Consider the following 23,292-nt stretch of genomic DNA (forward strand, 5'->3'; position numbering starts at 1 on the left):
GGCTTTCCCCAGGTTTTTGCTCAACCCAGACAAGGCGGCCGCTAGATGGACACCATCGTTCCCACCCAGCCCAGATCAGCCGAGGGGCTGTCCACGTCGATGCGCTTTCTGGATGCGCTCAAGGTCAAGGTGATGCCGCCCACGGCGGGCGCCGTGCAGATTCCGCGTGAAGCGCTCTGCGAGCGTATTGGCGCTTCGTCGGCCAAGGTCGTGCTGGTGCGCGCGCCAGCGGGCTTCGGCAAGACTTCGTTGCTCACGCAGTGCTTCCGCATGCTGGAGGCGCACGGCGTCACTTGCGCCTGGCTCACGCTCGATCGTTCGGATAACGATGCATCGCGCTTTCATCACAACCTTACGAAAGCGGTGGCGCGGCTCGGCCTCGATGCGCGCGTCGATCCGATCAGCGCGCTCGGCGCGTGGCAAGGCCCGTTCGCGCTCTTTCTCGACGACCTCGAAACCGTGTACGAGCCCACCGTGCTCGGCTGGCTGCGCGAGGTGATCGATCAGTTGCCGCATGGCTGCCGGGTCGTGATCGGCTCGCGCAATCTGCCCGCGCTGGGTCTGGCGCGCCTGCGCGCACGCGGTCAGTTGTGCGAGATCGACACCGAGGACCTGCGCTTCGATCTGCGCGAGACCGATAGTTTCTTTGGCCAGCGCAGCGTCACACGCTTGTCGATCGACCTGCTCGACCAGTTGCGCCGCAAGACCGAGGGCTGGATCGCGGGCCTCTGGCTCGCGTCGATGGCGCTCGAACGCAGTCACGACGCGGCCGAATTCATCGAACGTTTCTCGGGTTCGGACGTGGGCGTGGCGGGCTATCTCGCCGAGGACGTGCTGGCGAGCCAGCCGGAGGATGTGCGCGACTTCCTGCTGCGCACGAGCATTCTGCGCCAGCTCGATGCGCCGACCTGCCAGGCGCTGTGTCCGCGCACCGACTGCGAACGCATGCTCGAACGCCTCGACGCGATGAATCTGTTCATCACGCCGCTCGCGGGCAAGACGCGTGCGTGGCGCTATCACAGCCTGTTCGCCGATTTTCTGCGCACGCAGCTCGTGCGCGAGCGGCCCGACGATGTGATGCGTCTGCATCTCGCCGCTTCGGGATGGTACGAATCGCAGGGGCGCATCGTGCAGGCGATCGATCACGCGATCGAAGGCGGCGACTTTCCGCAGGCCGTCACGCTGCTCGACAACTATGCGGAGCCGTATCTGGAACAGGGGCGCATGCGCATGCTCGCGCGCTGGTTCGCCGCGCTGCCGCCCGCGTTGCTCGACGAGCATCCGTTTCTTCAGGTCATGGCGCTGTGGGCGACCGGCTTTACGCAGGGGCCGTGGGTGACGATGCAGCGGCTCGAGACCTCGCGCTGCGCGACGAGCGACGATCCCGGCGTGCGCGCCAACGTCGCCGCGCTGCGCCCGCTATTGTTGGCCATGCAGGACCGCTATGAGGAGGCGCTGGAAGCGGGGCGCGGCGCGATGACGGCGCTGCCCACCGGCAAGCCGTTCGCGGACAGCTTGCTGCTGAACGTCACGGCGAATGTGCTGGTCACGCTCGGCGAGCAGCGCGAGGCTCAACGCCTGCTCGACGAGGCGCGCCGCGAGCAGGGCAGTAGTCCGTTCAATCGTATGTACATCGAATCGTCGGAGGGCTTGCTCGATTTATACGGCGGGCGCATGCGCCAGGCGAGCGCGCGCTTTCAGCTGGCGCTCGACGCCACGCGCCAGGCGAGCTATCCGCATTCGCACGGCAATGCCTGGGCCGGCGTGCTGTTCGCCTGCGCGCTCTATGAGGCGGACAAGCTCGAACAGGCCGATCGCCTGCTGAACGTGTACCTGCCGCTCGCGCGCGATATCGGCTTGCCCGATCACATGATCATGACGCACGTGGCCCGCTCGCGTATCGCGTTCGTGACGGGCGACGTGGAGAGCGCGCTATTGCTCCTGACCGAACTCGAATACGTCGGGCATCTGCGCCAGTTGCCGCGCGTGGTGGCGAGCGCCAAGCTCGAACGCGCTCGCGTGCTGCTGTTGCAGGGCAATGGCACGGCGTCGCTCGACGAGTTGCGGCGCGCCAACGACGAAGCGGTCTGGGAACGCGAGCGCGACCGTCGTTTGCCCGCGCACGATCTCGACTATTACGCGCTCGCGAGGCTGCGTTGGGAGCTGGCGTTCGGCGACGTGCACTCGGCGCTGCCGCTCATCGAGCGCGAAATGGCGGTGGCCGAAGCGGCGCAGCGTTATCGCCGTCTGCTCAAGCTGCGGCTGCTCCATGCGATCGGCTTGCAGCGCGCGGGCGATCTCGGCGCGGCCGTCAAGGAGGCCGATACCGTGCTGCGCACGGCGAGCGAAGAGGGCTTCGTGCGTCTCATCCTCGAAGAAGGCCCGGCCGTTGCGCCGCTGATCCAGTGCTATGAAGCGCTGTCGCGCGAACAGTCCGGCGCGCTGCGCAATCCGATTCTTTCGGAGTACGTGCAACGCCTGCTCAAGGTGCTCGGCCCCGCGCCCGAGATCGGCAACGGTGGCTTGCAGGAGCCGCTCACGCGCAGTGAGATCCGCGTGCTGCAATTGCTGGCGGAAGGCGATTCGAACACGGCTATCGCGAGCAAGCTTTTCGTATCGGACAGTACCGTGCGCACGCATCTGCGCAACATCAATGTGAAGCTCGGCGCGCATAGCCGCACGCAAGCCGTGGCTAACGCGCGGCGTCTGGGCATCATCCGCTAGGCGTCTAACGGGCATCGAGCGGAATATCGAGGGAGACAAGACCATGAGCGCAGATGAAGCGCGCACGATGCCGTATCGCGCGGCCTATGGCAGCGGCGTGTATGTGCGATCGCTGGCGATCCGCAGCCCTGCGCCCGGCCGCATCAACCTGGCGATGGAGGACCCGGTGCACGCGTTCGAGATCGACTTCGAGCATCGCGACGATCGCGTCACCGCAGTCCGTGGCGCATGGGTGCGCCAGCCGCTGAGTTCCTGCGCAGGCGCGCCCGGTGCGCTGGCCGATGCGATGGTGGGTTGCCGACTCAGCGACAACGTATTCGATATCGCCCGTCACACGGACGCCGCGACGCAGTGCACGCACATGTACGACATGTTCTGCCTCGCCGCGACGCATGCCCACGCCCGCCGCGCCGACTGCCGCTATGACGTGATCGTGCCCGACGCCCTGGATGGTCCGCGTCGCGCGACGCTCTCCTGTAATGGCGAAACGCTGCTGAGCTTCGCCATCGACGAAAACGAAACGATCGTCGAACCCGCCGCTTATGGCGGCATCGGCGTGCTGAAGGGTTTTATGGCGTGGGTGCGGGCGAACGTTCCCGTGCAGCAGCACGAGCATTACTTCATCATGCAGCGGGCGCTGTTCGTCGCGCGGAGCCAGCGCATCGACATCGAATCGATGATTGGCGAGCAGGCGCGGCATAGCGGGCCGGCAGCCGGGAGCTGCTTCGGTTCGCAGCCGCAGCGTTATGAAACGGCGTTGCGGGTGGGCGTGGTGAAGCGCTTTGATCGCGCGAGCGCGGACGATGCGCTGAGCTTCTTTTTCGAGCCGCGTTAAGCGGGCAGCAGGCTGCTTTCAGGAATCGGCCTTGCCGAGAAACGAGGCGAAGGTCGCGCGGCCGTCGGCCGGAGGCATGACGGTCGCGAGCGCGAGTTGTTCGGCGTGGAACTGTTCGTCGAGCGTGCGTCCGTGGCCTTCGTCGATCAGCTTCTTGACCCATTGCACGCCGAGCGGCGGCAGGGCCGCAATCGCGCACGCCTTCGCAAGCGCCGCATCCAGCAGTCCGGCGCGCGCGACGACGTCGTGATACAGGCCAATGCGCAAGCCTTCTTCCGCGTTCACGATGCGCCCCGTTATCAGGATCTCTTTCGCGCGTGCTGCGCCCACGAGTTGCGGCAGTTGCCACGCGCCCTCGGCGGCGTTGTGCAGGGTCGCCGCGACGCGGAATTCGGCTTCCGGGCAGGCGAGGCGAATGTCGGCCGCCATCGCATAGAGCGCGCCCACGCCATGCGCGAGTCCGTTGAGCGCTGCGATCACCGGCTTGGGATGACGCGCGAGCGCATGGATCACGGGGCAGCGGCGCAGCGCGGCGCCGAGCATCGCATCGGTATCCATCGCGGCCATCTCGCGAATGTCGTAGCCCGCGCTGAAGCCGCGCTCGCCCGCACCGGTCAGGACGATGGCGCGCACGCTTGCGTCGCTGGCGGCCGCGGCGAGTGCATCGGCCAGCGCCTGAGCGAGTTCGAGCGTGACGGCATTCAGCGCACGCGGACGATTGAGCGTCAGTTGCAGCACGCCGTCGTGCGGGCGCTCGATCAGCAGGGCGGGTTCGCTCATCGTCAAGCCTCCATGTAGTGACGCCAGGCGCGATGAAACACGCGATTGCCGACTTCGTTCAGGCCGAGCAGGACGGAGCCCGCATGCGGCATCTCCGCCGATGCCTGGATGCTGTCGCCCACGGGCACGTCCTCGTTGAGGATCGCCGCCGAGGCGATGTTCCAGTTTTTCTCCATGATGGCCTGGCCGCGTTCGTCGAGCGTTTTGTGCGGCGTGAGGATGCGCAGCATCGCGCGGCAGCGGCCCGGGTCCTTGACGTCCTGGTAGAGCGTCCAGTGCTCGATGTGATGCGGGTGCAGCACGAAGGTCGCATTCGGCGAGACGAGGTTGCCGAACACTGCATACTCGTCGAGCGACGACTGGCCCGGCGGCTCGTGGAGGATGCGCTCGATCGCGCGGCGCGGCGTGGCCGTGACGTGATGGTGGCCGAAGTCCTCGATCGCCATCATGTTCAGGTAGAAGTAGGGTTTGATGGTCGCGCCGTGTACGAACGACACGTGATAGCCGTCGAGCACGCCTTCGAGCATGATCTTCCAGTTCTGCGCCAGCTCGAAGGTCGCGTTGCGCCAGACGTGGTAACGCGCGAGTCCGTAATCCGCGAGCAGGGCGTCCATCTGCGGGTCCAGATGCGCGGCCACGTCGATGTGGCCGTCGGGATCTTCGACGATCCACACGAAGCCGTGGCGCTCTTCCACCGGCAATTGCACGAGGCGGCGCTCTTCGGCAGGGCAGGCGCCGAAGGTCTCGCCAAACGAGATCGCCTTGAGCGCGCCGTCGCCCGCATAGCTCCAGCCATGATAAGGACACACAAATAGATTGCGTCGGCCTGATTCCTGTTTGACCAGGGTCGCGCCGCGATGGCGGCAGGCGTTGATCATCGCCTTGACGCTGCCGTCCTTCTGGCGCGAGACGATCGCCTGGGTGCGGTTCAGTTGCACGGTGACGAAGTCGCCCGGTTCGGGAAGCTGCGAGCTGTGCAGCGCCATCATTGGCAGCTTCTCGAAGATCTTCGCGCGCTCGGCGGCGGCGATGTCCGTATCGGCGTAGATCGAGAGATCGTAGGGCAGCATGTCGGCGTTCTGGTCCGTCGTGCCGTTTCGCACATGCTCGAACAACCGTTGCGCAAAACGCCGGTTGCGTTCGGGGCTGAAGTACATGGAGTCGATCCTTGACATCGCGTGCAGCGCAGCGGGTTCAGGCTTCGGGTGCTGTCACTGCCTTGTCGTGCGCGGGCAGGTCGCTGGCGAACACGCGCGGCGCGTCGCGCAGCGCGTCGTAGAGTTGCGCGAACTTCGTGCGTTGCAGCTTGCCCGTCGAAGTGCGCGGCAGGCTCTCTGCGACGACGATGATTTCCTTCGGCGTCTTGTACGCGCCCAGCGCCGTGCGCGCCGCCTGCATCAGCGCGCGCGCGTCGAGACCATCGACGCCATGCACGACCGCCACCACGCGCTCGCCCCAACTCGCATCGGGCATGCCGAAGGCGACGATCTCGATCACGCCGGGCAGCGCGCTCATCGCGCGTTCGATTTCAGCCGGGTAGATGTTGACGCCGCCGCTGATGACCATGTTCTTCTTGCGGTCGGTGATCTGGATGTGACCCGACTCGTCGATACGGCCGAGGTCGCCGGTGCGATACCAGCCGTCCTGCCAGGCCTCGGCGGTGGCCGCTTCGTTGCCCCAGTAGCCCGAGAACATCTGCTCGCCGCGCAGGATCAACTCGCCGACCTCGCCGCTCGCGCAGGGCGCGCCCTGGGCATCGACGACACGCACCTCGACCGTTGGTAGCGGCACGCCGCAGGCCCAGGGCCTGGCAAGGGCATGCGCTTCGTTGGGCGTGGCGATTAACCCGCTGGCCTCCGTGCAGCCATAGACCTGGCGAATGCGCACACCCTTTTCGATGTAGCGCTGCAATAACGCTGGCGATACCGGTGCGCCGCCCGTAGCGGCCGAATTGAGCGAACCGAGATCGGCTGAGGCGAACTGGCGGGAGTCGGCCATGCGCTCCCAGAGAATCGGGACGCCTGTGATCGCCGTGATTCGCTCGCTCGTGATGGTCGCGAGCGCGCGCTCGGGATCGGCGGATTCCTCGATATAGATGCAGCCGCCTGCCAGATAGGTCGGCGAATAGACGGAGATGATGCCGCCCGTGAAGGCGAAGGGCGCGAGCAGCAGGACGCGCTCCGCCGAGGTGAAGCGGTTGGCCGCAATGGCGCTCATGCCCATCGCGCGTATCGCCCGATGGCTGAGCATCGCGCCTTTGGGCAGGCCCGTCGAGCCTGAGGTGAAGGTCACGACGGCGATATCGTCGGGGCGCGCCTCGATCGACGGTGGCCGGGCCTCGCCTGCGATCGCGTCGCCAAAGGCGATGGGCGCGGCATCGGTTTGCAGCGCGAACAGGTGCACGCCGCTGGCGCCGTGCGTGCGCGCCGCGACGGCTGGCGCGATGCGCTCGACATCGCGCGGCAGCGAAACGATCGCGCGACAGCCTACGTTAGCGACGATCTCGCGCAACTCGTTGTCGCCGTAGCGCGGGTTCAACGGCACCAGGATGGCCCCCGCTTTGAGGGCGGCGCACCAGACGACGACCCATTCCAGGCCGTTGGGGAGCAGGCAGCCGAGGCGATCGCCCTGAGCGATGCCGGCGCTCGCGAGGCTGGCGGCGAGCGCATTGGCCTGCCGGTCGAGCTCGGTCCACGTGAGGCGTTCGCCCCTGAAGACAGCCGCCGCTTCGTCGCCGCGCATGGCGGCCCAATAGGAACAGTAGTGGGCGAGATTCACGTTGTGTCTCCGGGGCGACGGCGTCGCCGGTTCATTGCAGCTTGCGTCCCGCGTGTGGGCGCGCTGTCTGGATGTCGAATACGTCGAATACGTCGCGTGGGCCTTGCCGCGGCCGAGTGCGTTAATTCTGGAGCAGTGGGGACAGGGCCGCTTCGTCGGTTTCGACGATTCGGCGGTTTGTGGGCGGCGGCGGGATCCATGCCTGCGTCGATAACTGCAAACTATAAAGCTCGCGTCAATACCAACGCGTCAGTGACGGACCCTATGCCACGATTAACGGTATTTATCCAGAAACTGCGTGGAGTATTCACCCCACGCTTCTTCGAACGCGGCCATCGTGACGAGGCCCGCGTTGCGTACCATCAGATGGTCGAGCCAGTTTGCCTTCCAGATGCCTTCGGGTGCGCGGTCATCCGCGCTGACCTCGCGCGCCAGGCGGCCTACTGGATCCTCGCGTTCAGTCTGGATTCGAATCCAGGTGTGGAATGACGTGATCATGGGTGGTTTCCAGTTCAGATTTGATTCGTACTGCAAGTTATTTTCGATTGGCAGACTACAAAAGCCTGTCGAGCAGCAGATGTTCGGCGCAATAGGCGCCACAAAAGATGAACAGACAGGCCATGCCCATTCCATAGTCGATATACAGGTGGATATGGCGCTCGATGTGCGCGGCAAGCAGGCTGTCTGGATGTACGGGAACGATTCCCCGTTTGTGTTCGGCGTGAGGCGTGGGCATGGTTGACTGATTTCGTGCGGGCGTCCGTACGCCGCGCGTAGCGTCCGACGATCAGCCTTCGTCGAACAGGGAGCGGGTTGCTGCCATTCCCGTCAACGAAACCAGGATGCCCGCAAAGAGTGCGCCAGTCAGCGCGAAGCGGTTGCCATGTTGTTCGATGCCCGTGGCAGCTTCATCGTGGGTCTGCATGGCGGCCACTCGCCCTCGATTCGCCTCGCCGTCACCGGCGATCGTGCTCACGCGTTCTTGCATCGACGACACGTCAATCAGGGAATAGGGGCTCATGGTTATCTCCAACAATATCGGCTGAACAGGATCAGAATACGGTCGCCGTCGCTGGCCTGATATCGCATAAATTCGAATTGCCGTACGTAGGGTCGGAACGTAGCCAATCATTCACGAGTCGGCGATTGATAGATAGTCAGGACTACCGTCCATTCCTAAGCCGAAGATCAAGAATTGTCAGAACCTCATTCATCCGTCAACGCAAGATTTTTGAGACCGTTAAGTCCGGTTTCAACGATGATGGGTGGTGTGTTGTGGTCTCGATCCGATTGGGGGGCATGCTCTCGATGCTTGCGCTTTTCAGTGCGTGCGCCGCAAGTCCGCACGATCACGCGATATCGAATCGTGGCGGTGCAGCCGATTCACCCGCGCCGTCCGCGAGCGCCACGGTCGAGGAGGCCGCGTTGAACCCGGTAGCCCAAACGGGCCGTTCCGCAGGCAAGGTGCTGGAATCCGGCGAAGCGTCGTGGTATGCGGCAAAGTTCCAGGGACGGCGAACGGCGAGCGGAGAGCGATTCGATAGCGCCGCGTTCACGGCAGCGCATCGGACCTTGCCGTTCGGCAGCTATGTCTGCGTCACCTCCGTGGCGACCGGAAAGTCGATTACGGTTCGCATTAACGATCGCGGCCCATTTGTGAAGGGACGCATCATCGATCTCTCTTATGCAGCGGCGCAGGCCCTGGGGTTGCCTCGCGCGCGCTCGAAGCGCGTGCAGATCGCCCGCACGGCGAAGATGCTCGACGCGCGACGCGTGCCGGACGGGGACGCCGCTTGACCCGCGCGTACGGCGGGTTGCGCCGCAGCGAGGCGGACGCGGCGAGCGTCGTTGTGCGAGGCATCGCGATTGCGGTGCTCGTTTTGCACAGCGCCGCCAACGCGTATGCCGTTCAATCTGCCGCCAACCCGAAGGCCGGCGATTCGCATAAAAGCACGCCCGTGCATTCGCCCCGCAAGCGTGTCGCATCGACTTCGCCGCCGAAGCGTCCCCATGCGAGCCGTCATGTCAAAAAGAAAAATCGGCAGCCGGATGTTTTCTACCACTGGTCGAGCAAACAACTGATGCTGGGCGGGGTCGATCCGTCCGGCCGCGATAGTCATGCTGGCTATCCTGGTCAGGCGCACGACGGGCATGAGGACGCGACGTCGGGCAGGGCGGCTGCCTCCGGCCAGGCGCTGCGTACGCCGCACGAGAACTGATCGACGGGTTGCAGCAGAAGGGGGCGGTCCGGCGCGTTTCGTCGACACGGCAAGCGCGCCGAATCGCCCTAAAGAATACGGACGGATTGCCGTTAAGGATTAACCAAACAGTTAATTTTGGCTATTTGCCCGACGTCTTCTCCGTCCCCTCGACCCGAAATGAAAGTTTCAACCAAGCTGATTCTTCTTGTCGGCACCGCGCTCGTCGGTGTCGTTTGCATTGCTGCGACGACCTTGTCGCAACTGAAACAGTCGCTCGTCGAAAGTCGACAGGAGCAGATCAACAACCTGCTGCTCAAGGCCGAGCATCTGGTGCTCTACTACCAGGCGCAGGAAGCCCAGGGCAAACTTTCGCGCGCCGACGCGCAGACGGCGGCGAAAGCGGCAATCACCGAACTGAATGCGGACAGCAAGAGCTATTTCTGGGTCACGACGACGGACAGCATCAACCTCGTGCATCCGAATCCGGCCCTGATCGGCACCAAGACGGGCGGCAATCGCACGACGATGGGCGATCTCACCGACACGCAGGCCTATGCGCAAGGGCTCGAAAGGCGCCATGTCGCGCTCGTGGACGTGCTGATCCACCGCTCGCCGGATAGTCCGCTCGAACCCAAGCTGCAAGGCGTGGTGGCGATCCCGGGCTGGCAATGGTGGATCGGCACGGGCTTCTTCTACGACGATATCGACGCTGCGTACTGGCGTGTCGCGCGCACCATGATCGTTATCGCGGTGCTCATTTTCGCGGCTGTGGGCACGATGGCGTGGTTCATGACGCGCAGCATCCGGCGCGCGCTCGGCGGTGAGCCGGCCGTTGCCGCGGAGCTGGCGGCGCAGATCGCAGCCGGCGACCTGACGACGCACGTGGCGCTCGCCGCCGACGATCATTCGAGCCTCATGCACGCCCTTCGCGAGATGCGGGGCAAGTTGCGCGATCTCGTGCAGGGCATCCAGCAATCGAGCGATTCGATTGCTACGGGCTCGTCGGAGATCGCGCATGGCAATGCCGATCTGTCGCAGCGTACCGAAGAGCAGGCAGCCTCGCTCGAAGAGACGGCGGCCAGCATGGAGCAACTCACGGCGACGGTGAAGCAGAACGCCGAAAACGCGCGGCAGGCGCGTCAGCTCGCCGTGCTCGCGTCGGACGCCACGGGGCGCGGCGGCCAGGCCGTCGACGAGGTGATCGAAACCATGCGCGGCATTGCCGACGAATCGAAGCGTATTGGCGAGATCATCGGCACGATCGAGAGCATCGCGTTCCAGACCAACATTCTCGCGCTCAATGCGGCTGTCGAAGCGGCGCGCGCGGGCGACGAGGGGCGCGGCTTCGCGGTCGTCGCCGGGGAAGTGCGCGCGCTCGCGCAGCGCAGCGCGTCGGCGGCGAAGGACATCAAGGCCTTGATTGGCTCGTCGGTGGAGCGCGTCGATACGGGTTCGGGCCAGGTCGCCGTGGCCGGCGAGCGCATGAAGGAAATCGTCCAGTCGATCATGCGCGTGAGCGACATCATGGGCGAGATCGAGGCGGCGTCGGTGGAGCAGAGCACTGGCATCGAGCAGGTGAATCTCGCGGTTTCGCAGATGGATACCGTGACGCAGCAGAACGCGGCGCTGGTTGAGCAGGCCGCGGCCGCTGCTGCCGCGCTCGATGAGCAGGCGAGCAAGTTGCGCTCGACCGTGGCCGTCTTCAGGGTTGCTGCGTAGCGGCGTGGGTGGGGGTGGCGCTCAGGTGGGGCGCCAGACGATGCGGGTCGCTCTATACTGACTCGCTCTCGCCCATCTCTGTTGCCCATGTCGTCCGATCCTAAGCCGCGAAGTTCGTCGGCGCACGCTGCCACGCGCAGCACGAATCCCGCTGACTATCAAGAGGCGCCCGGCCCGGCCTCGGTCATGGCGAAGGAATACGCGGACGGTTTCGAGGTCGGCGCACATCGGCATGCTCGCTCGCAGCTCATCTACGCGACGCGCGGCGTGATCGAAGTGATCGTCGGCGAGGCGCTGTGGCTCGTGCCGCCGCAGCGCGCGCTGTGGATGCCGGCCGGCACGCTGCATGCGATGCGTGCGCGTGGCGCGGTGTCGTTGCGCAGCCCGTATATTCGCGCCGAGTTCTGCCCGGCAGGCTTTCCTGCAACGCCGAGCGCCGTCAACGTGACGCCGCTCTTGCGCGAACTGATCGTGCGCGCCGCGACGATTCCACTCGACGACGAACCCACCGGGCGCGATGCCCTCGTCATTACGCATCTGCTTGCCGAAATCGACTGGGTGCCGGGCCATCCGCTACGTATGCCGGGCGGCGGCGACCGGCGCCTCAAGCGCATCTGCGATGCGCTGCTCAACACGCCCGGCGATGCACGTTCCCTGGATGCCTGGGCCGCCGAAGCGGGCGCCTCGACGCGCACGCTCGCGCGCCTCTTTATCGCCGAAACCGGTATGTCGTTCGTGCACTGGCGCCAGCTCGTGCGTGTCCAGCATGCGCTGCCGCTGCTCGCCAGCGGCAGGCCCGTCGCCGACGTGAGCCTCGCGCTCGGCTATGAAACGCCGGGCGCTTTCGCGGCGATGTTTCGCCGCGTGACGGGCTCGACACCGAGCGCGTATTTCAATTTGTCCGATCCGGCGTAGCCGATGTCCGGACCCACGGCGCGCCGCTCGTCGCCGTTGCGTATCGTCTATCCCACGCGCCGCATTCAAGCGCCGCGTGCCTCACAGGGGATAGGCAATGGAACGTCAAAACGTGGAGTTTCTTTCGGAAGGTGCGCGCCTGCGCGGCTGGTTCTACCTGCCTGCGCACCCGGCGCGTGAGGGCGGGCATCCGGCGATCGTGATGGCGCACGGATTCTCGGCGGTCAAGGAGCAGTATCTCGATCGTTACGCCGAGGTGTTCGCGAAGGCCGGCCTGGCCGTGCTCGTCTACGATCACCGCAATTTTGGCGAGAGTGAGGGACTGCCGCGTCAGGAGGTCGATCCGGCCTTGCAGAAGCGTGGTTATCGCGACGCGCTCAGCTATCTGTCGACGCGGCCCGAGGTGGACGCGACACGCCTGGGCATCTGGGGCACGAGTTTTAGCGGTGGCCACGTGCTGGAAGTGGCCGCGATCGATCGGCGGGTGAAGTGCGTGGTATCGCAGGTGCCGCAGATCAGCGGCTATCAATCGGCCTTGCGCCGCACACGCGCCGATCATGTGCCCTTGCTATTGAGCCGCTTCGAGGCGGATCGCGCGCGCCGTTTCGCTGGCGGTGCGCCCGCGATGCTGCCCGCGACGAGCGCCGATCCTGGCGGGCCATGTGCCATGGCGGGCGCGGATAGTCACGCGTTCTTTGCGGGCACGACGGCCTTCGCGCCGAACTGGCGTAACGAGGTGACGCTACGCAGCGCCGAGCTTTCGCGCGAAAACGAGCCAGGCGTGCATATCGCGCGCATCAGCCCGACGCCATTGCTGATGATCGTAGCCGACGCCGATACGCTGACCGCCACGGATTTGTGTCTACGTGCCTATAAGGACGCGCTGCAACCGAAACAACTGACGATGATCGCGGGCGGGCATTTTACGCCCTATGTCGAGCATTTCGAAACCACCAGCCGGAGCGCGGCGGAATGGTTTCAGTGCCATTTGAATTCCCATTCATGACATATAAGGATGGCTAATCAAATGCCTCGTTTATTTTCAGGAATGGACGGATTCATATCGGGCATTGTCGCGGACAGCGGGCGTTAATTGCGTTCGCGAATCCCCGGATCGCTCGATCAGAAAATCGTCGTAATCGCGATTGCGTATCCACGACGGAGCCCGCCCGCGTCCGGTCCATGTCGCGCCGCTCGCGGGATCACGGTATTTCACCGTTACGGGCTGCGTGTTATAGCTGCCGCGCCGATCGACGCGCAATTGATTCGGCACGAGGTTGAAAAAGTTCATCACCTGGCGAATGTGTTCGATGGCCGCATGCTGCTCTGCCTGCCACGCAATCGAGATCTGTTTGTCGAGCCGCGCAAGCTGCTCTCGCAGATTTTTAACCCTGCTCCCCATATTCGTCTGCATCCGCTGATCGAGTTATTCGATACGAGGCGCGATAAAACGTGCGCACTCTCGATATTCTGACTTTCAAGCCCTGAAGGCTATGTGAAATGCATGTGTAATAATATCACCTGAAATTTAAATATCAACTGATATGTGAAACATGGCTCAGTCCTCACCCTCCCGTCGTCTCACGCGTGAAGCGAGCCGCTTGCGCACGCGCGCCGATCTGCTTGCCGCTGCGAAGCTTCTGTTCGTGGAGAAAGGTTTTGGCGCGACTTCGCTGCGCGATATTGCGGCGCAAGCCGGATACACGCAGGGCGCGTTCTATTCGAATTTCGCCGACAAGGAAGCGCTTTTCATCGAGTTGATGCAGTCGCGCGCGAGTGCGCAACTCGGCGAGGTGGCGCAGATGCTCGGTGATCCGGCGCTCACGCAGCAGGCCATGCTCGGCGCGCTCGATGCCTGGTCGAAGCGGATCGACGACGAACCGGAATGGGCCGTGCTGGGGATCGAATTCGAGTTGCAGGCGGGGCGCAGCGTGGCGCTCGCGAACGCATCGCGGGCGCTCTGGAGTGCGCATCGCGACGGCTTCGCACGCTGCATCGAACTGGTCTTCGCGCGGCTCGATCTGGTGCCGCCTGAGGCGCCGCCCATGCTGGCGGCGTCATTCATGGCGCTCTCGCATGGGCTGGCTTTGCAGCGCCCGATATTGGGCGAAGTGCCGGCGGGTCAGGCCATCATGGTGTTTCTGCGCGGACTGATCGCGGCTGCGAAGCCCGTCACGCGCGCAAAGAAAAGCCGTGGTTGAAGGGTGTTTTCGCGTATCGCCGCGATTGCACACTCACCGTTACCGCGCCAGGCGTTCCTGAAGAGATTCAATGAAGCGCCTGATTTCGTCGAGCGCATCAAGACCCATGCGCCAATGAACGGGCCGCACAGAGAGGGCTTTTTGGGAGGCTCAGAAAAGTTTTACACCGACTATCCGACGCTGGGCGAACCAGCACGCGCTAAGGGCGGATCACGCCGCCTGGTCGCGATGGATATTTGCCAGGTCTAAAGGTCTAAAGGCGTACAGGGATTGGAGTGTGTCTCGGGGGCTCAGGCGGCTTCGGCGCGCTCGGGTTTCACGGAGGCCAGGCGGCTTCCGGCGAAGGGGTCATTGCGCCAGTCGACCGTGGCACGGGTGGGGGCGGCTTTCGTCGGCGCTTCTGCGATGGCGAAATGTTCGAGCGACTGGCCCGCGCTGGTCGCTTGCACGACCCACAGCGGCGGTACGCCTTCGCCATCCCATGTGTGACCCATAGCGTCGCGGAATCGCGCCGCTTGCAACTGCGCCTGGTCTTTTGCTATTGAGGCGGCCAGCGCTTCCGGGCTGATGCCAAATTCGGCCATCCGCCGTTGCAGATAGGCCACGATGCTGTCACGCTTTCTTTCATCCATTTCAATATTCTCGGCACTTCAGATAATCGGCGAGCAGGATACTGCAAATCGCGTTCCGTCAGAATAGCACGCACAAGCCCGCACTTTCCGCCAAGTCGTTAGTGGGTGTAACGGGGCGTAGCGTAATCGACGTATTTGCCTGCTGACGCAGGCGCGCTGGGGACTTGCCGCGCGGTGCGGCGACAGACTCGATATTATCCGTGATTTTTGGCAAAATGTCGCATTGATTACCGATCATGAGAGACATTTTGTCTAAATCGATATGAAGCCAGCCGACCTTTCCTATGCGCTGGCGCGCCTTGGCTGGACACAGGTGACGTTCGCTGAATATTCGGGTTATGACCGACGCACAATCGGTCGATGGATTGGCGGTGAATCGCCTATTCCGCAGCTGGTCGAACGACACCTCGACCTGCTTCTCGCTATCCGCGATCGGCTGCCGTGAGCGGCCCGCCGCGCACCGTGCGCAATCTGGCGCACGTCAGGCGAGCCGCCCAGACGGACGGCCGCGCCCGCTAATGCGTTTTAGCGCATGCCGCCGCTGGCGACGATATGCTCGCCCGTCAGCCACTTCGCGTCGTCCGATGCGAGGAAAACCACCGCCGAGGCAATATCGTCCGGCTGGCCGATGCGGCCAAGCGGCGTCTGGCTGACTGCCATCGCTTCGAAATCCGAGCCGATCACCCCTGCCGTGTGCGTCCCTTCGGTCGCCACGACGCCAGGGTTGATCGCGTTCACGCGGATCTTCCTCGGTCCGAGTTCGCGCGCCAGCACGCCGGTGATCGCGTCGACTGCGCCTTTCGTGCCGCTATACACGGCGGTTGCCGCAGGCGTAGCGGTCGTCACGACCGAGCTGACATTGACGATGCTTGCGCCTTCGCCAAGGTGTTTGACGGCCGCCTGCGTCGTGAGCAGCACGCCGAGCACGTTGATATCGAATTGCCGGCGGTATTGCTCTTCGGTGAATTCCTCGATGGGCGCGAATTCGTAGACGCCCGAGTTGTTCACGAGAATGTCGAGTCGACCATAAGTTTCGATGGCCGCGCCGACGATACCTTGCGCGTCGGCGGCCTTCGACACATCGCCGCCAACGGCAACCGCTTTGCCTCCGGCGCTGGCGATCGCGGCCACGACCGCGTCGGCACCGGCCTTGCTGCTCGCGTAATTGACGACTACCGAGGCCCCTTCGGCCGCGAGTGCTTTTGCAATGGCGGCGCCGATACCTTTCGACCCGCCCGTGACAACCGCGACTTTTCCTGCAAGCTTGCCCATGATGTTTTCTCTCAACGTAAGTGGGTTGCCCCATGCATCGATTGGAACCGGCGTCTGCGTCAAGCCATCGCCGACCGTCAACAGGAATGTAGAGATTCGGGCCTGTGCGATAAAGCGGCCGGACACGAATTGACTGGCAGGATCAGCCGAACAATTGGCGCAGGCGGATGCGATCTTGCGCAGAGATCGACGAGGACCGCTTACGCAGAAGCCGCGCCAAACGCGAGCCGCGCGCGAATCTGATCGAGCAGCCACACCGCCCGGGATGAAAGCGGCCATTCGGCCCGATGAACGAGCCACAAGGTATCGACCACCGGCGTCCCGCACTCGATCACGCGGATCGCCTGCGCGTTGGCGAACGCCTCGCGCGCATGGCGCGGGATCACCGTAAAGCCCAGGCCGCGCGCGACCGGTTCGAGGATCAGCGAGATCTGGTTGCTAAAGCCGCGCAGCGGCAAGCCACGCAGGCCTGGATTGCCGGGGAAATGGCGGGCCAGCAGCCGCGTGGCCATCGCCCGTCCGTCCGGATGATCGATAAAGCCGAGCCGCTCCAGATCCGCCCAGCTCGCTACGTTCTCGCCGGCCGGTACGACGAGTTCCAGCGGTTCTTCGGCAAAGGGTTCGGCGGCCAGGCGCGGATCGTCGGGCCGCAGCGTGACGAGGCCGAGTTCATAGCGCTTGTCGAGCACCGCTTCGCGCGTTTCCGTATCGGGCGCGAAGCGATGGCGGATCACGAGCCCTCGATGAGCCTGCTGCAAATCCAGCAGCAACGGATAGAGCGCCAGTCCCACACTGCCGGGCGTAATGAGGCTGACTTCGCCGCTATCGACAGTGGAATCGGTCAATTGCCGCTGTAGGCGTTTGTGCGCCTGCTCGACTTCGTTGCAGTAATCGAGCAAGGCGACGCCGGCCGGCATCAGTTCGATTTGCCGTCCGCGCCGGATCAGCAAAGGGCCGAGTTGACCTTCGAGGTGCTGCACATGCTGGCTCACGGCCGCCTGTGTCAGTCCCAGCTGGTTGGCCGCGCGCGTGAAGCCGCCCAGCTCGGCCACGGCGGCGAACGAGCGTAGCCATTGAGGATTGAGCATAACGATTTCTTATCAAAGCGATAAGGAAGCATTAGAGCAGATATTGCATTGCAGGCGCTACGCTTGGGGGATCAACCTTTCAGGAGTGCACTGCCATGCTCACTATGCCCCGACCCTATCCGCGCAGCTTTTCCCACATCGGTCTTTCCGTGACCGATCTCGACGCCGCCGTGCGCTTCTATAGCGAAGTCATGGGCTGGTATCTGATCATGCCGCCGACCACGATCACCGAGGACGACAGCGCGATCGGCGTGATGTGCACGGATGTGTTCGGCGCGGGTTGGGGATCGTTTCGCATCGCCCATCTGTCCACGGGAGACCGCATCGGCGTGGAGATCTTCGAATTCCGCAACGCGCAGAAGCCGGAGAACAACTTCGAATACTGGAAAACGGGCGTGTTTCACTTCTGCGTCCAGGACCCGGACGTGGAAGGGCTGGCGGCAAAGATCGTCGCGGCGGGCGGCAAGCAGCGCATGCCGGTGCGCGAGTACTTCCCGGGCGAGAAGCCGTATCGCATGGTCTACATGGAAGATCCGTTCGGCAACATCGTGGAGATCTACAGCCATAGCTACGAGCTGACCTATTCGGCGGGAGCCTACCAATCGTGACCGGCGCTGCCATGCATGACGCGATGCACCGCGCCTGGACCTGGCACGGGAGTGCCGATCCCCTCGACCTGAAGCTGGTGCGCGTTCCCACCCCGGCTCCCGCGGCCGGTCAGGTGCTGGTGCGCAATGCCGCGATCGGATTGAACCCGGTTGACTGGAAAGTGCTCGGCGGCGCGCTGGTGGACTGGCAGGCTGGCCATGTGCCGGGCGTCGATGGCGCGGGCGAAGTGGTCGCGCTGGGCGCGGGCGTATCGGCCGACTGGCTGGGCCGCCGCGTGGTCTGGCACACCAGCCTGCATCGCCACGGCAGCTTCGCGGAGCACACGCCCGTGGACGCGCGCGCGCTGCTGCGCCTGCCGGACGCGCTCGATTACGAAACGGCCGCGAGCTTTCCGTGTCCGGCGCTCACGGCCTGGCTCGCGATCGACAAGGTGCCGGTCAAGCCGGGCCAGCCGCTGCTCGTGAGCGGTGCGGGTGGTGCGGTCGGCCAGTACCTGATCCAGTTGGCGGTTGCACGCGGCTTCGTCGTGACCGCGATGGCCAATGCGCGGCATCGGGAGCGCCTGCTGGCGCTCGGCGCCGCCGATTGCATCGACGGGCCACTGGCCGATTCCGCAGCATGGAGCGGCGGCCAGCGCTATTTCGCGGTGATCGATACGGTCAGCGGCGATCACGCCGCTCGCATGGCCGATGCGCTGCGGGCCAACGGTCATCTCGTCTGCGTGCAGGACCGTGTGGCGCAGTGGCCGTGCGAGCCGTTCGGGCGGACCTTGTCGATGCATGAAGTGGCGTTGGGCGCACTCCACCAGCACGGCGACGACGATGCGTGGGCGCAATTGCGCAGCGAAGGCGAGCAGATGCTGGCGGCTGTTGCCGAAGGGCGTCTGGAGCCGCAGGCGCGGGTCGTGCGCGGCTTCGACGCGCTGGCGGAGCTGCTGGACGCTTTGCGTAGCCGGAATTTCGCCGGCAAGCCGGTTGTGCGGATCGCGTAGAGGTATCGCAGACCCGGCGAATCCATGTGGCGCTTGCGACGGAACAAAATACTGTATAAATTAACAGTATGTGTATACGTCCAGTAGGAGGATCACATGGAATCGCTCATCCGCATTGTGAACGACGAGGATCGGCAGGCTTTTGAATGGCTGCTCGTGAACGTGGGTGTCAAACGCGTGGAGGCTGCCTTGCAGCGGCTGGCGGTCGGCGGCAGGCGGCCGTTCGTGTCCGCGCTGTGCCGCTATCTGGGCGCGTGGCCTCCGGTCCAGCGTTCCCTGTGGGCGCACGGTTCTGAACACACTGCGGTTGGGGATCTCCATCTCGCGCAGATCCGCCAGGTCCTCGCACAAGGCAACGCCGCGAAAGCCCGTACACGCTGATTGTTGGTGCTGCGCCCTGAAAGCACCGGTTGCTTTCAGGGCGCCTCGCGATCACGTGATCACGCGAGTTTGCCGAGCATCGCGCCAAATTCGTCCTTGTTGAACGCACGCAGCGTCTGCGTGCGCACATTGCCTTGCGCGCCCAGCGCGAGGCCAAACGCCATGAAGCTCGCTTCGTCAGCGGCTTCGATGATCGTGACGATGTCGTATTGACCCATCGTCCAGTAGATCTGCTTCATTTCGCAGCCGTGCGCTTTGGCCAGTTCCGCCGCCTGGCCGGCGCGCTGAGGGCTGTTCTTGATCGTGCGGATGCCTTGATCCGTGAATTGCGTGAGTACCACATAAGTCGGCATGTTGGTTCTCCGTGTCAAACGGCGTGGCGATTACGTCTGGGGAGTGGGCCGGATATTCTGGTTGCGACAGAAGAGATTGTCCGGGTCGTAGCGCGTCTTCACGGCAATCAGCCGTTGCATGTTCGGACCGTAAGCGGCCTCCACACGCGCCTGTTCGTCTTCGGTCAGGAAATTCACATACACGCTGCCTAGCGCAAAGGGCGCCGATGCCTCGAAGAAGTCACGCGCCCAGGCAATGCAGCGGGCGTCGTCGGCGGCATCGTCCCAGCGGCCGTGCACGTTCATCACGTATAGCGCGTCGCGATTCGGATAAGCCGTGGCGTCCGGCGCCACGCGCTGCGTCGCGCCGCCAATCTGACCAAAGAAAATCTCGCATTGCGGCGAGGGCAATGTGTCGATCGCGGCGGTCAAGGTGTCGATGAGGCCGTCCGGCAATTCGGCGAGGTTGTGCGACTTCCAGTAATTGCGCGCGCCCGGGGTGAGCAGGGGATCGAACATCTTTTGCCACGCCACATAAGGCATCGGGCCGAGATGCTCGCCGTAGGGTTTGCCAAAGCGCCGCACGACTTCGACGGCCGCAGGCCCGTTTTCAAGCGGACCCGTGTAGCAGATCGCGAACGCGATGATGGGCTTGCCATGCACCTCGGGCGGCAGGAACGGCAAGGGCGGCGCGAGGCGCGACACGCTCCACACGGTCAGGTCTTCGGGCATCGTCGCCGAGGCTTCGCGGTAGCGAGCCAACGCTTCTTTCGCGTCCGCAAACGGCAGCACGACCAGGCCGCCATACACGTTGGGGCCTAGCGGATGCACCTCGAATTCGAACATCGTCACGACGCCGAAGTTGCCGCCGCCGCCGCGAATCGCCCAGAAGAGATCCTCGTTCGCTTTGGCGCTCACATGCAGCAGATTGCCGTCGGCGGTGACGACGTCGGCCGCGACCAGGTTATCGACCGTCATGCCGAAGCGGCGGCTCAGCCAGCCGAAGCCGCCGCCCAGCGTGAGGCCCGCGACGCCGGTCGTCGAATTGATGCCGAGCGGCGTGGCCAGAGCGAAGGCCTGCGCTTCGTGATCGAAGTCGCCGAGCGTTGCGCCCGGCTCGACATACGCGCGGCGCGTCGAGGGTTCGACGCGCACGGATTTCATCGGCGAGAGATCGATGACGAGACCGTCCTCGCAGATCGCGCTGCCCGCGATATTGTGGCCCCCGCCGCGCACGGCGAGCGTCAGTCCGTGTGTGCGGGCGAAAGACACCGCCTGGCGCACATCGGCACTCCCCTGGCAACGTACGATGAGCGCGGGGCGGCGATCGATCATGGCGTTCCAGATCTGGCGCGCGGTGTCGTAGCCCGCGTCCTGCGCTTGCAGCACGGTGCCGCGTAGCGCGCCTTTCAATGTTTCAATGGATTCACTCGACAGGTGGGTCATTGGGCACCTCACATTCTTCAAATTCTGTACATCGCGAAAAGCCGTACGCCGCAAGCGACATCGGGCCAAGCGTGGCGCAGGTACATACGCGAGACGCGGCAAAGACATCCCGCTGGGAAAGCAGGGAGAAAGTGCTTTCTGGAAGGCAGCTTTCGCGCAGCAGCGAGGCGAAGCCGCAGTGATCCGGACGTGGCGCAAATATCGAAGCCGTCGGCTTTTTATCCGGGCGACAAGGCGGTAGCCGGGAATGATTAGATAACCTGAATACTTGTGATGAATACCCGGTCGAGCCAGACGCCGCGATGAATCTGATGCATTTGATGAGGGGCGCGGTGCCGTCTCCTGATTACTATAGCAAGCAATATGCAGGCTACCTATACTTTGTTCGCACGCGCGCGAATGACTTCGCGCGTGCATTTAACTGGCTAATGAGGAGTAAGGAGGAGTCGGATCATGACTCGAAAATACATTGACTGTAGAGAGTTTCCCAGCGAAATGAACTGCTCCGTGGCGATCTCGGCAGACTCCGAAAAGGAGCTTCTGGAGGCGGCCGTGCAGCACGCGGTCAGCGTTCATCGGCATGTGGATACACCGGAATTGCGCACGCAACTGACGGGGATTTTTCACGACGGCACGCCACCGATCGACTCGCCGCGCAAGGGCTAGTTCCCCGTCGCAAGCGGCGCGCGCCGCATCCTTGAATCGCAGACTTCGCAGACGGGCAAGGCCAGATTGCCCTTTGCGAACTCGTCCCGGTTTTCACCCAATGCCTTGAATTCGCGGCGTCCTCGTCCAGGGCGCCGCCGACCGTCGCTGCCTGCTCAAGGCCCGGCGCGCGTGCCCACGCGCCGGGTGATAACCAAAACTTGGTGCCCCAAAAAAAAGTGACTTGGTGGTTCTTTTTGACGCCCGAATACTCGCTTCAACCCGGCCAGCGCCTTGGCCGACGTGGTGGCGCCGAGCGGCGTCTCTCTACTGAACCCGCTATCGAGCGAGCGATTCATGACCAACCTCACCTTGCCGTCCACCCAACCTGTCGACGCCACAGCCTCAGCCAGCAGGCAGCCGCGGCACTGGCGCACGATCGCCGCCTGCTCGATCGGCAATGCGCTCGAAATGTACGACTTCACGGTCTATAGCTACTTCGCGATGTTGATCGGCAAGCTGTTTTTCCCGGCGGGCAGCGCGTACGGTTCGTTGCTGATGGCTGTCGGCACTTTTGGCATCGGCTTCGTGATGCGGCCGCTCGGCGCATTCGTGATCGGCAGCTTCGCCGACCGGCGCGGCCGCAAGGCGGCGATGACGCTCACGATCGCGCTGATGGTCGTCGGCACGTTGTGTCTGGCCGGTGCGCCGACCTACGCGATGGCCGGATCGCTCGGCACCTGCATCGTGGTGGCGGGCCGCATGTTGCAGGGTTTCTCGCTGGGCGGCGAAATCGGCGCGTCGACGGCCATGCTGATGGAGTCCGGCGGGTTCGGCAGCCGGGGGTTCCGCATCGGCTGGCAGGGCGCGAGCCAGGGCTGTGCGGCGCTGCTCGGCGCGGCGAGTGGGGCGGTGCTTTATGCGGTCCTCACGCCGGCCGCGCTGGAGTCATGGGGCTGGCGCCTGCCGTTTCTGCTCGGGCTGCTGATCGCACCCGTGGGTCTTTATATCCGCACGCATCTGGACGAGACGCTCGACCACGCAGCCGCCGAATCCCGCCCGCTGTCCGTGCTGTTCTCGCAGCACGCGAGCAAGATCGCACGCGGCGTGCTGTCGATCGCGGCCGGTACGGTCGGCATGTATCTCATCGTGTTCTTCATGCCCACTTACCTGGTGCGCGTGGTGCATCTGCCGGCGTCGCTCTCGTTGATGGCGGGTTGCGTGTCTGGCGCGACGCTGGCGGTCATGTGTCTCGTCTCCGGACTGATCGCCGACCGCATGGCTGCGCGCAAGCCTATGGCGCTGGCGTCCGTCGTGATGACGACCGTCTTTATCTATCCGGCGATCTGGCTGATGAACGCGCATCCCGGCGTGCCGCTGGCGCTGGCGATCATCGCGCTGGCCACGGCGATTAGCGGCATCGGCGGCGCGCAGCTTCTGCTGTTGCTCATGGAGATGTTCCCGGCTGGCGTGCGGGCCAGCGGTCTTTCGGTGATCTACAGCATCGGCGTGGCGCTGTTCGGCGGCTCGGCGCAACTCGTCGTGACCTGGTTGCTCGCCAGGACGGGTAATCCGATGTCGCTCGCGCTCTACATGATCGTGTGCGGGATCGTGAGCGCGTGCGCCATGTTCAGTCTGCCGGACGTGCGCAGGCGCACTTCATAACAAGGCGGGCGGGCGCCGTTGCAACGCAAACGCCAACGCCCACGCCGACTCTCGCAGCACCGTTCAAGGATTCGATCG

Annotated in this window: 28 protein-coding genes; 15 read left to right on the forward strand and 13 right to left on the reverse strand. The window is 64.2% G+C overall.

The annotated features are described in order from the left end of the window. The first annotated feature begins 45 nt into the window (after positions 1-45). Together U5782_RS17150 and U5782_RS17155 are read left to right on the forward strand one after the other, a co-directional pair. Positions 46-2,724 carry a LuxR C-terminal-related transcriptional regulator gene (locus U5782_RS17150; RefSeq protein WP_322045054.1) on the forward strand — a complete coding sequence of 893 codons (2,679 nt, stop codon included), beginning with the start codon at positions 46-48 and terminating at the stop codon, positions 2,722-2,724. 43 nt (positions 2,725-2,767) lie between these two features. Then, a complete protein-coding gene (locus U5782_RS17155) occupies positions 2,768-3,559 on the forward strand; it encodes a hypothetical protein (protein ID WP_322045055.1) in 792 nt (263 codons plus the stop codon). 18 nt (positions 3,560-3,577) lie between these two features. Here the strand turns inward: U5782_RS17155 and U5782_RS17160 are convergent, their stop codons facing one another. From U5782_RS17160 to U5782_RS17185, 6 genes are all read right to left on the reverse strand, one after another. Next, entirely contained in the window at positions 3,578-4,339 is a 762-nt protein-coding gene (locus tag U5782_RS17160) for an enoyl-CoA hydratase/isomerase family protein (protein ID WP_322045056.1), read from the reverse strand. Between the two features lie 2 nt (positions 4,340-4,341). Beyond that, a complete protein-coding gene (locus U5782_RS17165; protein WP_322045057.1) occupies positions 4,342-5,496 on the reverse strand; it encodes an aromatic ring-hydroxylating dioxygenase subunit alpha in 1,155 nt (384 codons plus the stop codon). Between the two features lie 37 nt (positions 5,497-5,533). Next, the gene (locus tag U5782_RS17170; RefSeq protein ID WP_322045058.1) at positions 5,534-7,117 is read right to left on the reverse strand and encodes a class I adenylate-forming enzyme family protein; all 1,584 of its coding nucleotides are present in this window, start codon (positions 7,115-7,117) and stop codon (positions 5,534-5,536) included. Positions 7,118-7,390: 273 nt separating this feature from the next. Continuing rightward, positions 7,391-7,615 carry a YozE family protein gene (locus tag U5782_RS17175; RefSeq protein WP_322045059.1) on the reverse strand — a complete coding sequence of 75 codons (225 nt, stop codon included), beginning with the start codon at positions 7,613-7,615 and terminating at the stop codon, positions 7,391-7,393. Between the two features lie 55 nt (positions 7,616-7,670). Beyond that, positions 7,671-7,853 (reverse strand): hypothetical protein, encoded by a 183-nt coding sequence (locus U5782_RS17180; RefSeq protein ID WP_322045060.1) that lies wholly within the window; start codon positions 7,851-7,853, stop codon positions 7,671-7,673. Positions 7,854-7,904: 51 nt separating this feature from the next. Then, complete coding sequence (locus U5782_RS17185) at positions 7,905-8,138, reverse strand: hypothetical protein (RefSeq protein ID WP_322045061.1); 234 nt, start codon at positions 8,136-8,138, stop codon at positions 7,905-7,907. Between the two features lie 125 nt (positions 8,139-8,263). On the opposite strand from U5782_RS17185, the gene U5782_RS17190 reads away from it, so the two are divergent. The 5 genes from U5782_RS17190 to U5782_RS17210 all read left to right on the forward strand — a co-directional run bounded on the left by U5782_RS17190 (position 8,264) and on the right by U5782_RS17210 (position 12,958). After that, positions 8,264-8,914 (forward strand): septal ring lytic transglycosylase RlpA family protein, encoded by a 651-nt coding sequence (locus tag U5782_RS17190; protein ID WP_322045062.1) that lies wholly within the window; start codon positions 8,264-8,266, stop codon positions 8,912-8,914. Beyond that, positions 8,911-9,336, forward strand: coding sequence for a hypothetical protein (locus U5782_RS17195; protein WP_322045063.1), 426 nt, complete (start codon positions 8,911-8,913; stop codon positions 9,334-9,336). Before U5782_RS17190 ends, U5782_RS17195 begins: the two co-directional genes overlap by 4 nt. Before the next feature lie 159 nt (positions 9,337-9,495). Further along, the gene (locus tag U5782_RS17200) at positions 9,496-11,037 is read left to right on the forward strand and encodes a methyl-accepting chemotaxis protein (protein ID WP_322045064.1); all 1,542 of its coding nucleotides are present in this window, start codon (positions 9,496-9,498) and stop codon (positions 11,035-11,037) included. Between the two features lie 87 nt (positions 11,038-11,124). Continuing rightward, a complete protein-coding gene (locus U5782_RS17205) occupies positions 11,125-11,952 on the forward strand; it encodes a helix-turn-helix transcriptional regulator (protein ID WP_322045065.1) in 828 nt (275 codons plus the stop codon). 97 nt (positions 11,953-12,049) lie between these two features. Then, positions 12,050-12,958 (forward strand): alpha/beta hydrolase, encoded by a 909-nt coding sequence (locus U5782_RS17210; RefSeq protein WP_322045066.1) that lies wholly within the window; start codon positions 12,050-12,052, stop codon positions 12,956-12,958. Positions 12,959-12,994: 36 nt separating this feature from the next. On the opposite strand, the gene U5782_RS17215 is transcribed toward U5782_RS17210, so the two are convergent. After that, the gene (locus U5782_RS17215) at positions 12,995-13,366 is read right to left on the reverse strand and encodes an H-NS histone family protein (RefSeq protein ID WP_322045067.1); all 372 of its coding nucleotides are present in this window, start codon (positions 13,364-13,366) and stop codon (positions 12,995-12,997) included. 139 nt (positions 13,367-13,505) lie between these two features. Between U5782_RS17215 and U5782_RS17220 the strand changes: the two genes are divergently transcribed. Together U5782_RS17220 and U5782_RS17225 are read left to right on the forward strand one after the other, a co-directional pair. Then, positions 13,506-14,153: a helix-turn-helix domain-containing protein gene (locus U5782_RS17220; RefSeq protein WP_322045068.1), complete on the forward strand. Its 648-nt coding sequence runs from the start codon at positions 13,506-13,508 to the stop codon at positions 14,151-14,153. A 3-nt stretch (positions 14,154-14,156) separates the two neighbouring features. Next, positions 14,157-14,402 carry a hypothetical protein gene (locus U5782_RS17225; RefSeq protein ID WP_322045069.1) on the forward strand — a complete coding sequence of 82 codons (246 nt, stop codon included), beginning with the start codon at positions 14,157-14,159 and terminating at the stop codon, positions 14,400-14,402. Positions 14,403-14,443: 41 nt separating this feature from the next. Here U5782_RS17225 and U5782_RS17230 read toward each other — a convergent pair whose 3' ends face one another. Beyond that, the gene (locus U5782_RS17230) at positions 14,444-14,785 is read right to left on the reverse strand and encodes an H-NS family nucleoid-associated regulatory protein (protein ID WP_322045070.1); all 342 of its coding nucleotides are present in this window, start codon (positions 14,783-14,785) and stop codon (positions 14,444-14,446) included. A gap of 262 nt (positions 14,786-15,047) precedes the next feature. Between U5782_RS17230 and U5782_RS17235 the strand changes: the two genes are divergently transcribed. Beyond that, positions 15,048-15,230 (forward strand): transcriptional regulator, encoded by a 183-nt coding sequence (locus tag U5782_RS17235; RefSeq protein WP_322045071.1) that lies wholly within the window; start codon positions 15,048-15,050, stop codon positions 15,228-15,230. Between the two features lie 80 nt (positions 15,231-15,310). Here the strand turns inward: U5782_RS17235 and U5782_RS17240 are convergent, their stop codons facing one another. After that, positions 15,311-16,057 (reverse strand): glucose 1-dehydrogenase, encoded by a 747-nt coding sequence (locus tag U5782_RS17240; protein ID WP_322045072.1) that lies wholly within the window; start codon positions 16,055-16,057, stop codon positions 15,311-15,313. A 200-nt stretch (positions 16,058-16,257) separates the two neighbouring features. Next, positions 16,258-17,145, reverse strand: a complete 888-nt coding sequence (locus tag U5782_RS17245; RefSeq protein WP_322045073.1) for a LysR family transcriptional regulator — start codon at positions 17,143-17,145, stop codon at positions 16,258-16,260. A gap of 95 nt (positions 17,146-17,240) precedes the next feature. Here U5782_RS17245 and U5782_RS17250 point away from each other — a divergent pair, with 95 nt between their 5' ends. The 3 genes from U5782_RS17250 to U5782_RS17260 all read left to right on the forward strand — a co-directional run bounded on the left by U5782_RS17250 (position 17,241) and on the right by U5782_RS17260 (position 19,126). Beyond that, complete coding sequence (locus U5782_RS17250) at positions 17,241-17,753, forward strand: lactoylglutathione lyase family protein (protein WP_322045074.1); 513 nt, start codon at positions 17,241-17,243, stop codon at positions 17,751-17,753. After that, the gene (locus tag U5782_RS17255) at positions 17,750-18,745 is read left to right on the forward strand and encodes a zinc-binding dehydrogenase (protein WP_322045075.1); all 996 of its coding nucleotides are present in this window, start codon (positions 17,750-17,752) and stop codon (positions 18,743-18,745) included. The genes U5782_RS17250 and U5782_RS17255 overlap by 4 nt, the downstream gene beginning before the upstream one ends. Positions 18,746-18,841: 96 nt before the next feature. Then, positions 18,842-19,126, forward strand: a complete 285-nt coding sequence (locus U5782_RS17260; protein WP_322045076.1) for a hypothetical protein — start codon at positions 18,842-18,844, stop codon at positions 19,124-19,126. A gap of 59 nt (positions 19,127-19,185) precedes the next feature. Here the strand turns inward: U5782_RS17260 and U5782_RS17265 are convergent, their stop codons facing one another. Together U5782_RS17265 and U5782_RS17270 are read right to left on the reverse strand one after the other, a co-directional pair. Beyond that, positions 19,186-19,479, reverse strand: a complete 294-nt coding sequence (locus U5782_RS17265) for a GYD domain-containing protein (protein ID WP_322045077.1) — start codon at positions 19,477-19,479, stop codon at positions 19,186-19,188. Between the two features lie 30 nt (positions 19,480-19,509). After that, positions 19,510-20,904 (reverse strand): FAD-binding oxidoreductase, encoded by a 1,395-nt coding sequence (locus tag U5782_RS17270; RefSeq protein WP_322045078.1) that lies wholly within the window; start codon positions 20,902-20,904, stop codon positions 19,510-19,512. 453 nt (positions 20,905-21,357) lie between these two features. Here U5782_RS17270 and U5782_RS17275 point away from each other — a divergent pair, with 453 nt between their 5' ends. Next, positions 21,358-21,570, forward strand: a complete 213-nt coding sequence (locus U5782_RS17275) for a DUF1059 domain-containing protein (protein WP_322045079.1) — start codon at positions 21,358-21,360, stop codon at positions 21,568-21,570. Positions 21,571-21,725: 155 nt separating this feature from the next. On the opposite strand, the gene U5782_RS17280 is transcribed toward U5782_RS17275, so the two are convergent. Continuing rightward, positions 21,726-21,908, reverse strand: coding sequence for a hypothetical protein (locus U5782_RS17280; protein ID WP_322045080.1), 183 nt, complete (start codon positions 21,906-21,908; stop codon positions 21,726-21,728). On the opposite strand from U5782_RS17280, the gene U5782_RS17285 reads away from it, so the two are divergent. Next, positions 21,907-23,214 carry an MFS transporter gene (locus U5782_RS17285; RefSeq protein ID WP_322045081.1) on the forward strand — a complete coding sequence of 436 codons (1,308 nt, stop codon included), beginning with the start codon at positions 21,907-21,909 and terminating at the stop codon, positions 23,212-23,214. The two genes, U5782_RS17280 and U5782_RS17285, sit on opposite strands and share 2 nt — an antisense overlap. Positions 23,215-23,292 lie beyond the last annotated feature (78 nt).

Source organism: Paraburkholderia sp. J67 (genome assembly GCF_905220265.1).
GTDB lineage: Bacteria > Pseudomonadota > Gammaproteobacteria > Burkholderiales > Burkholderiaceae > Paraburkholderia.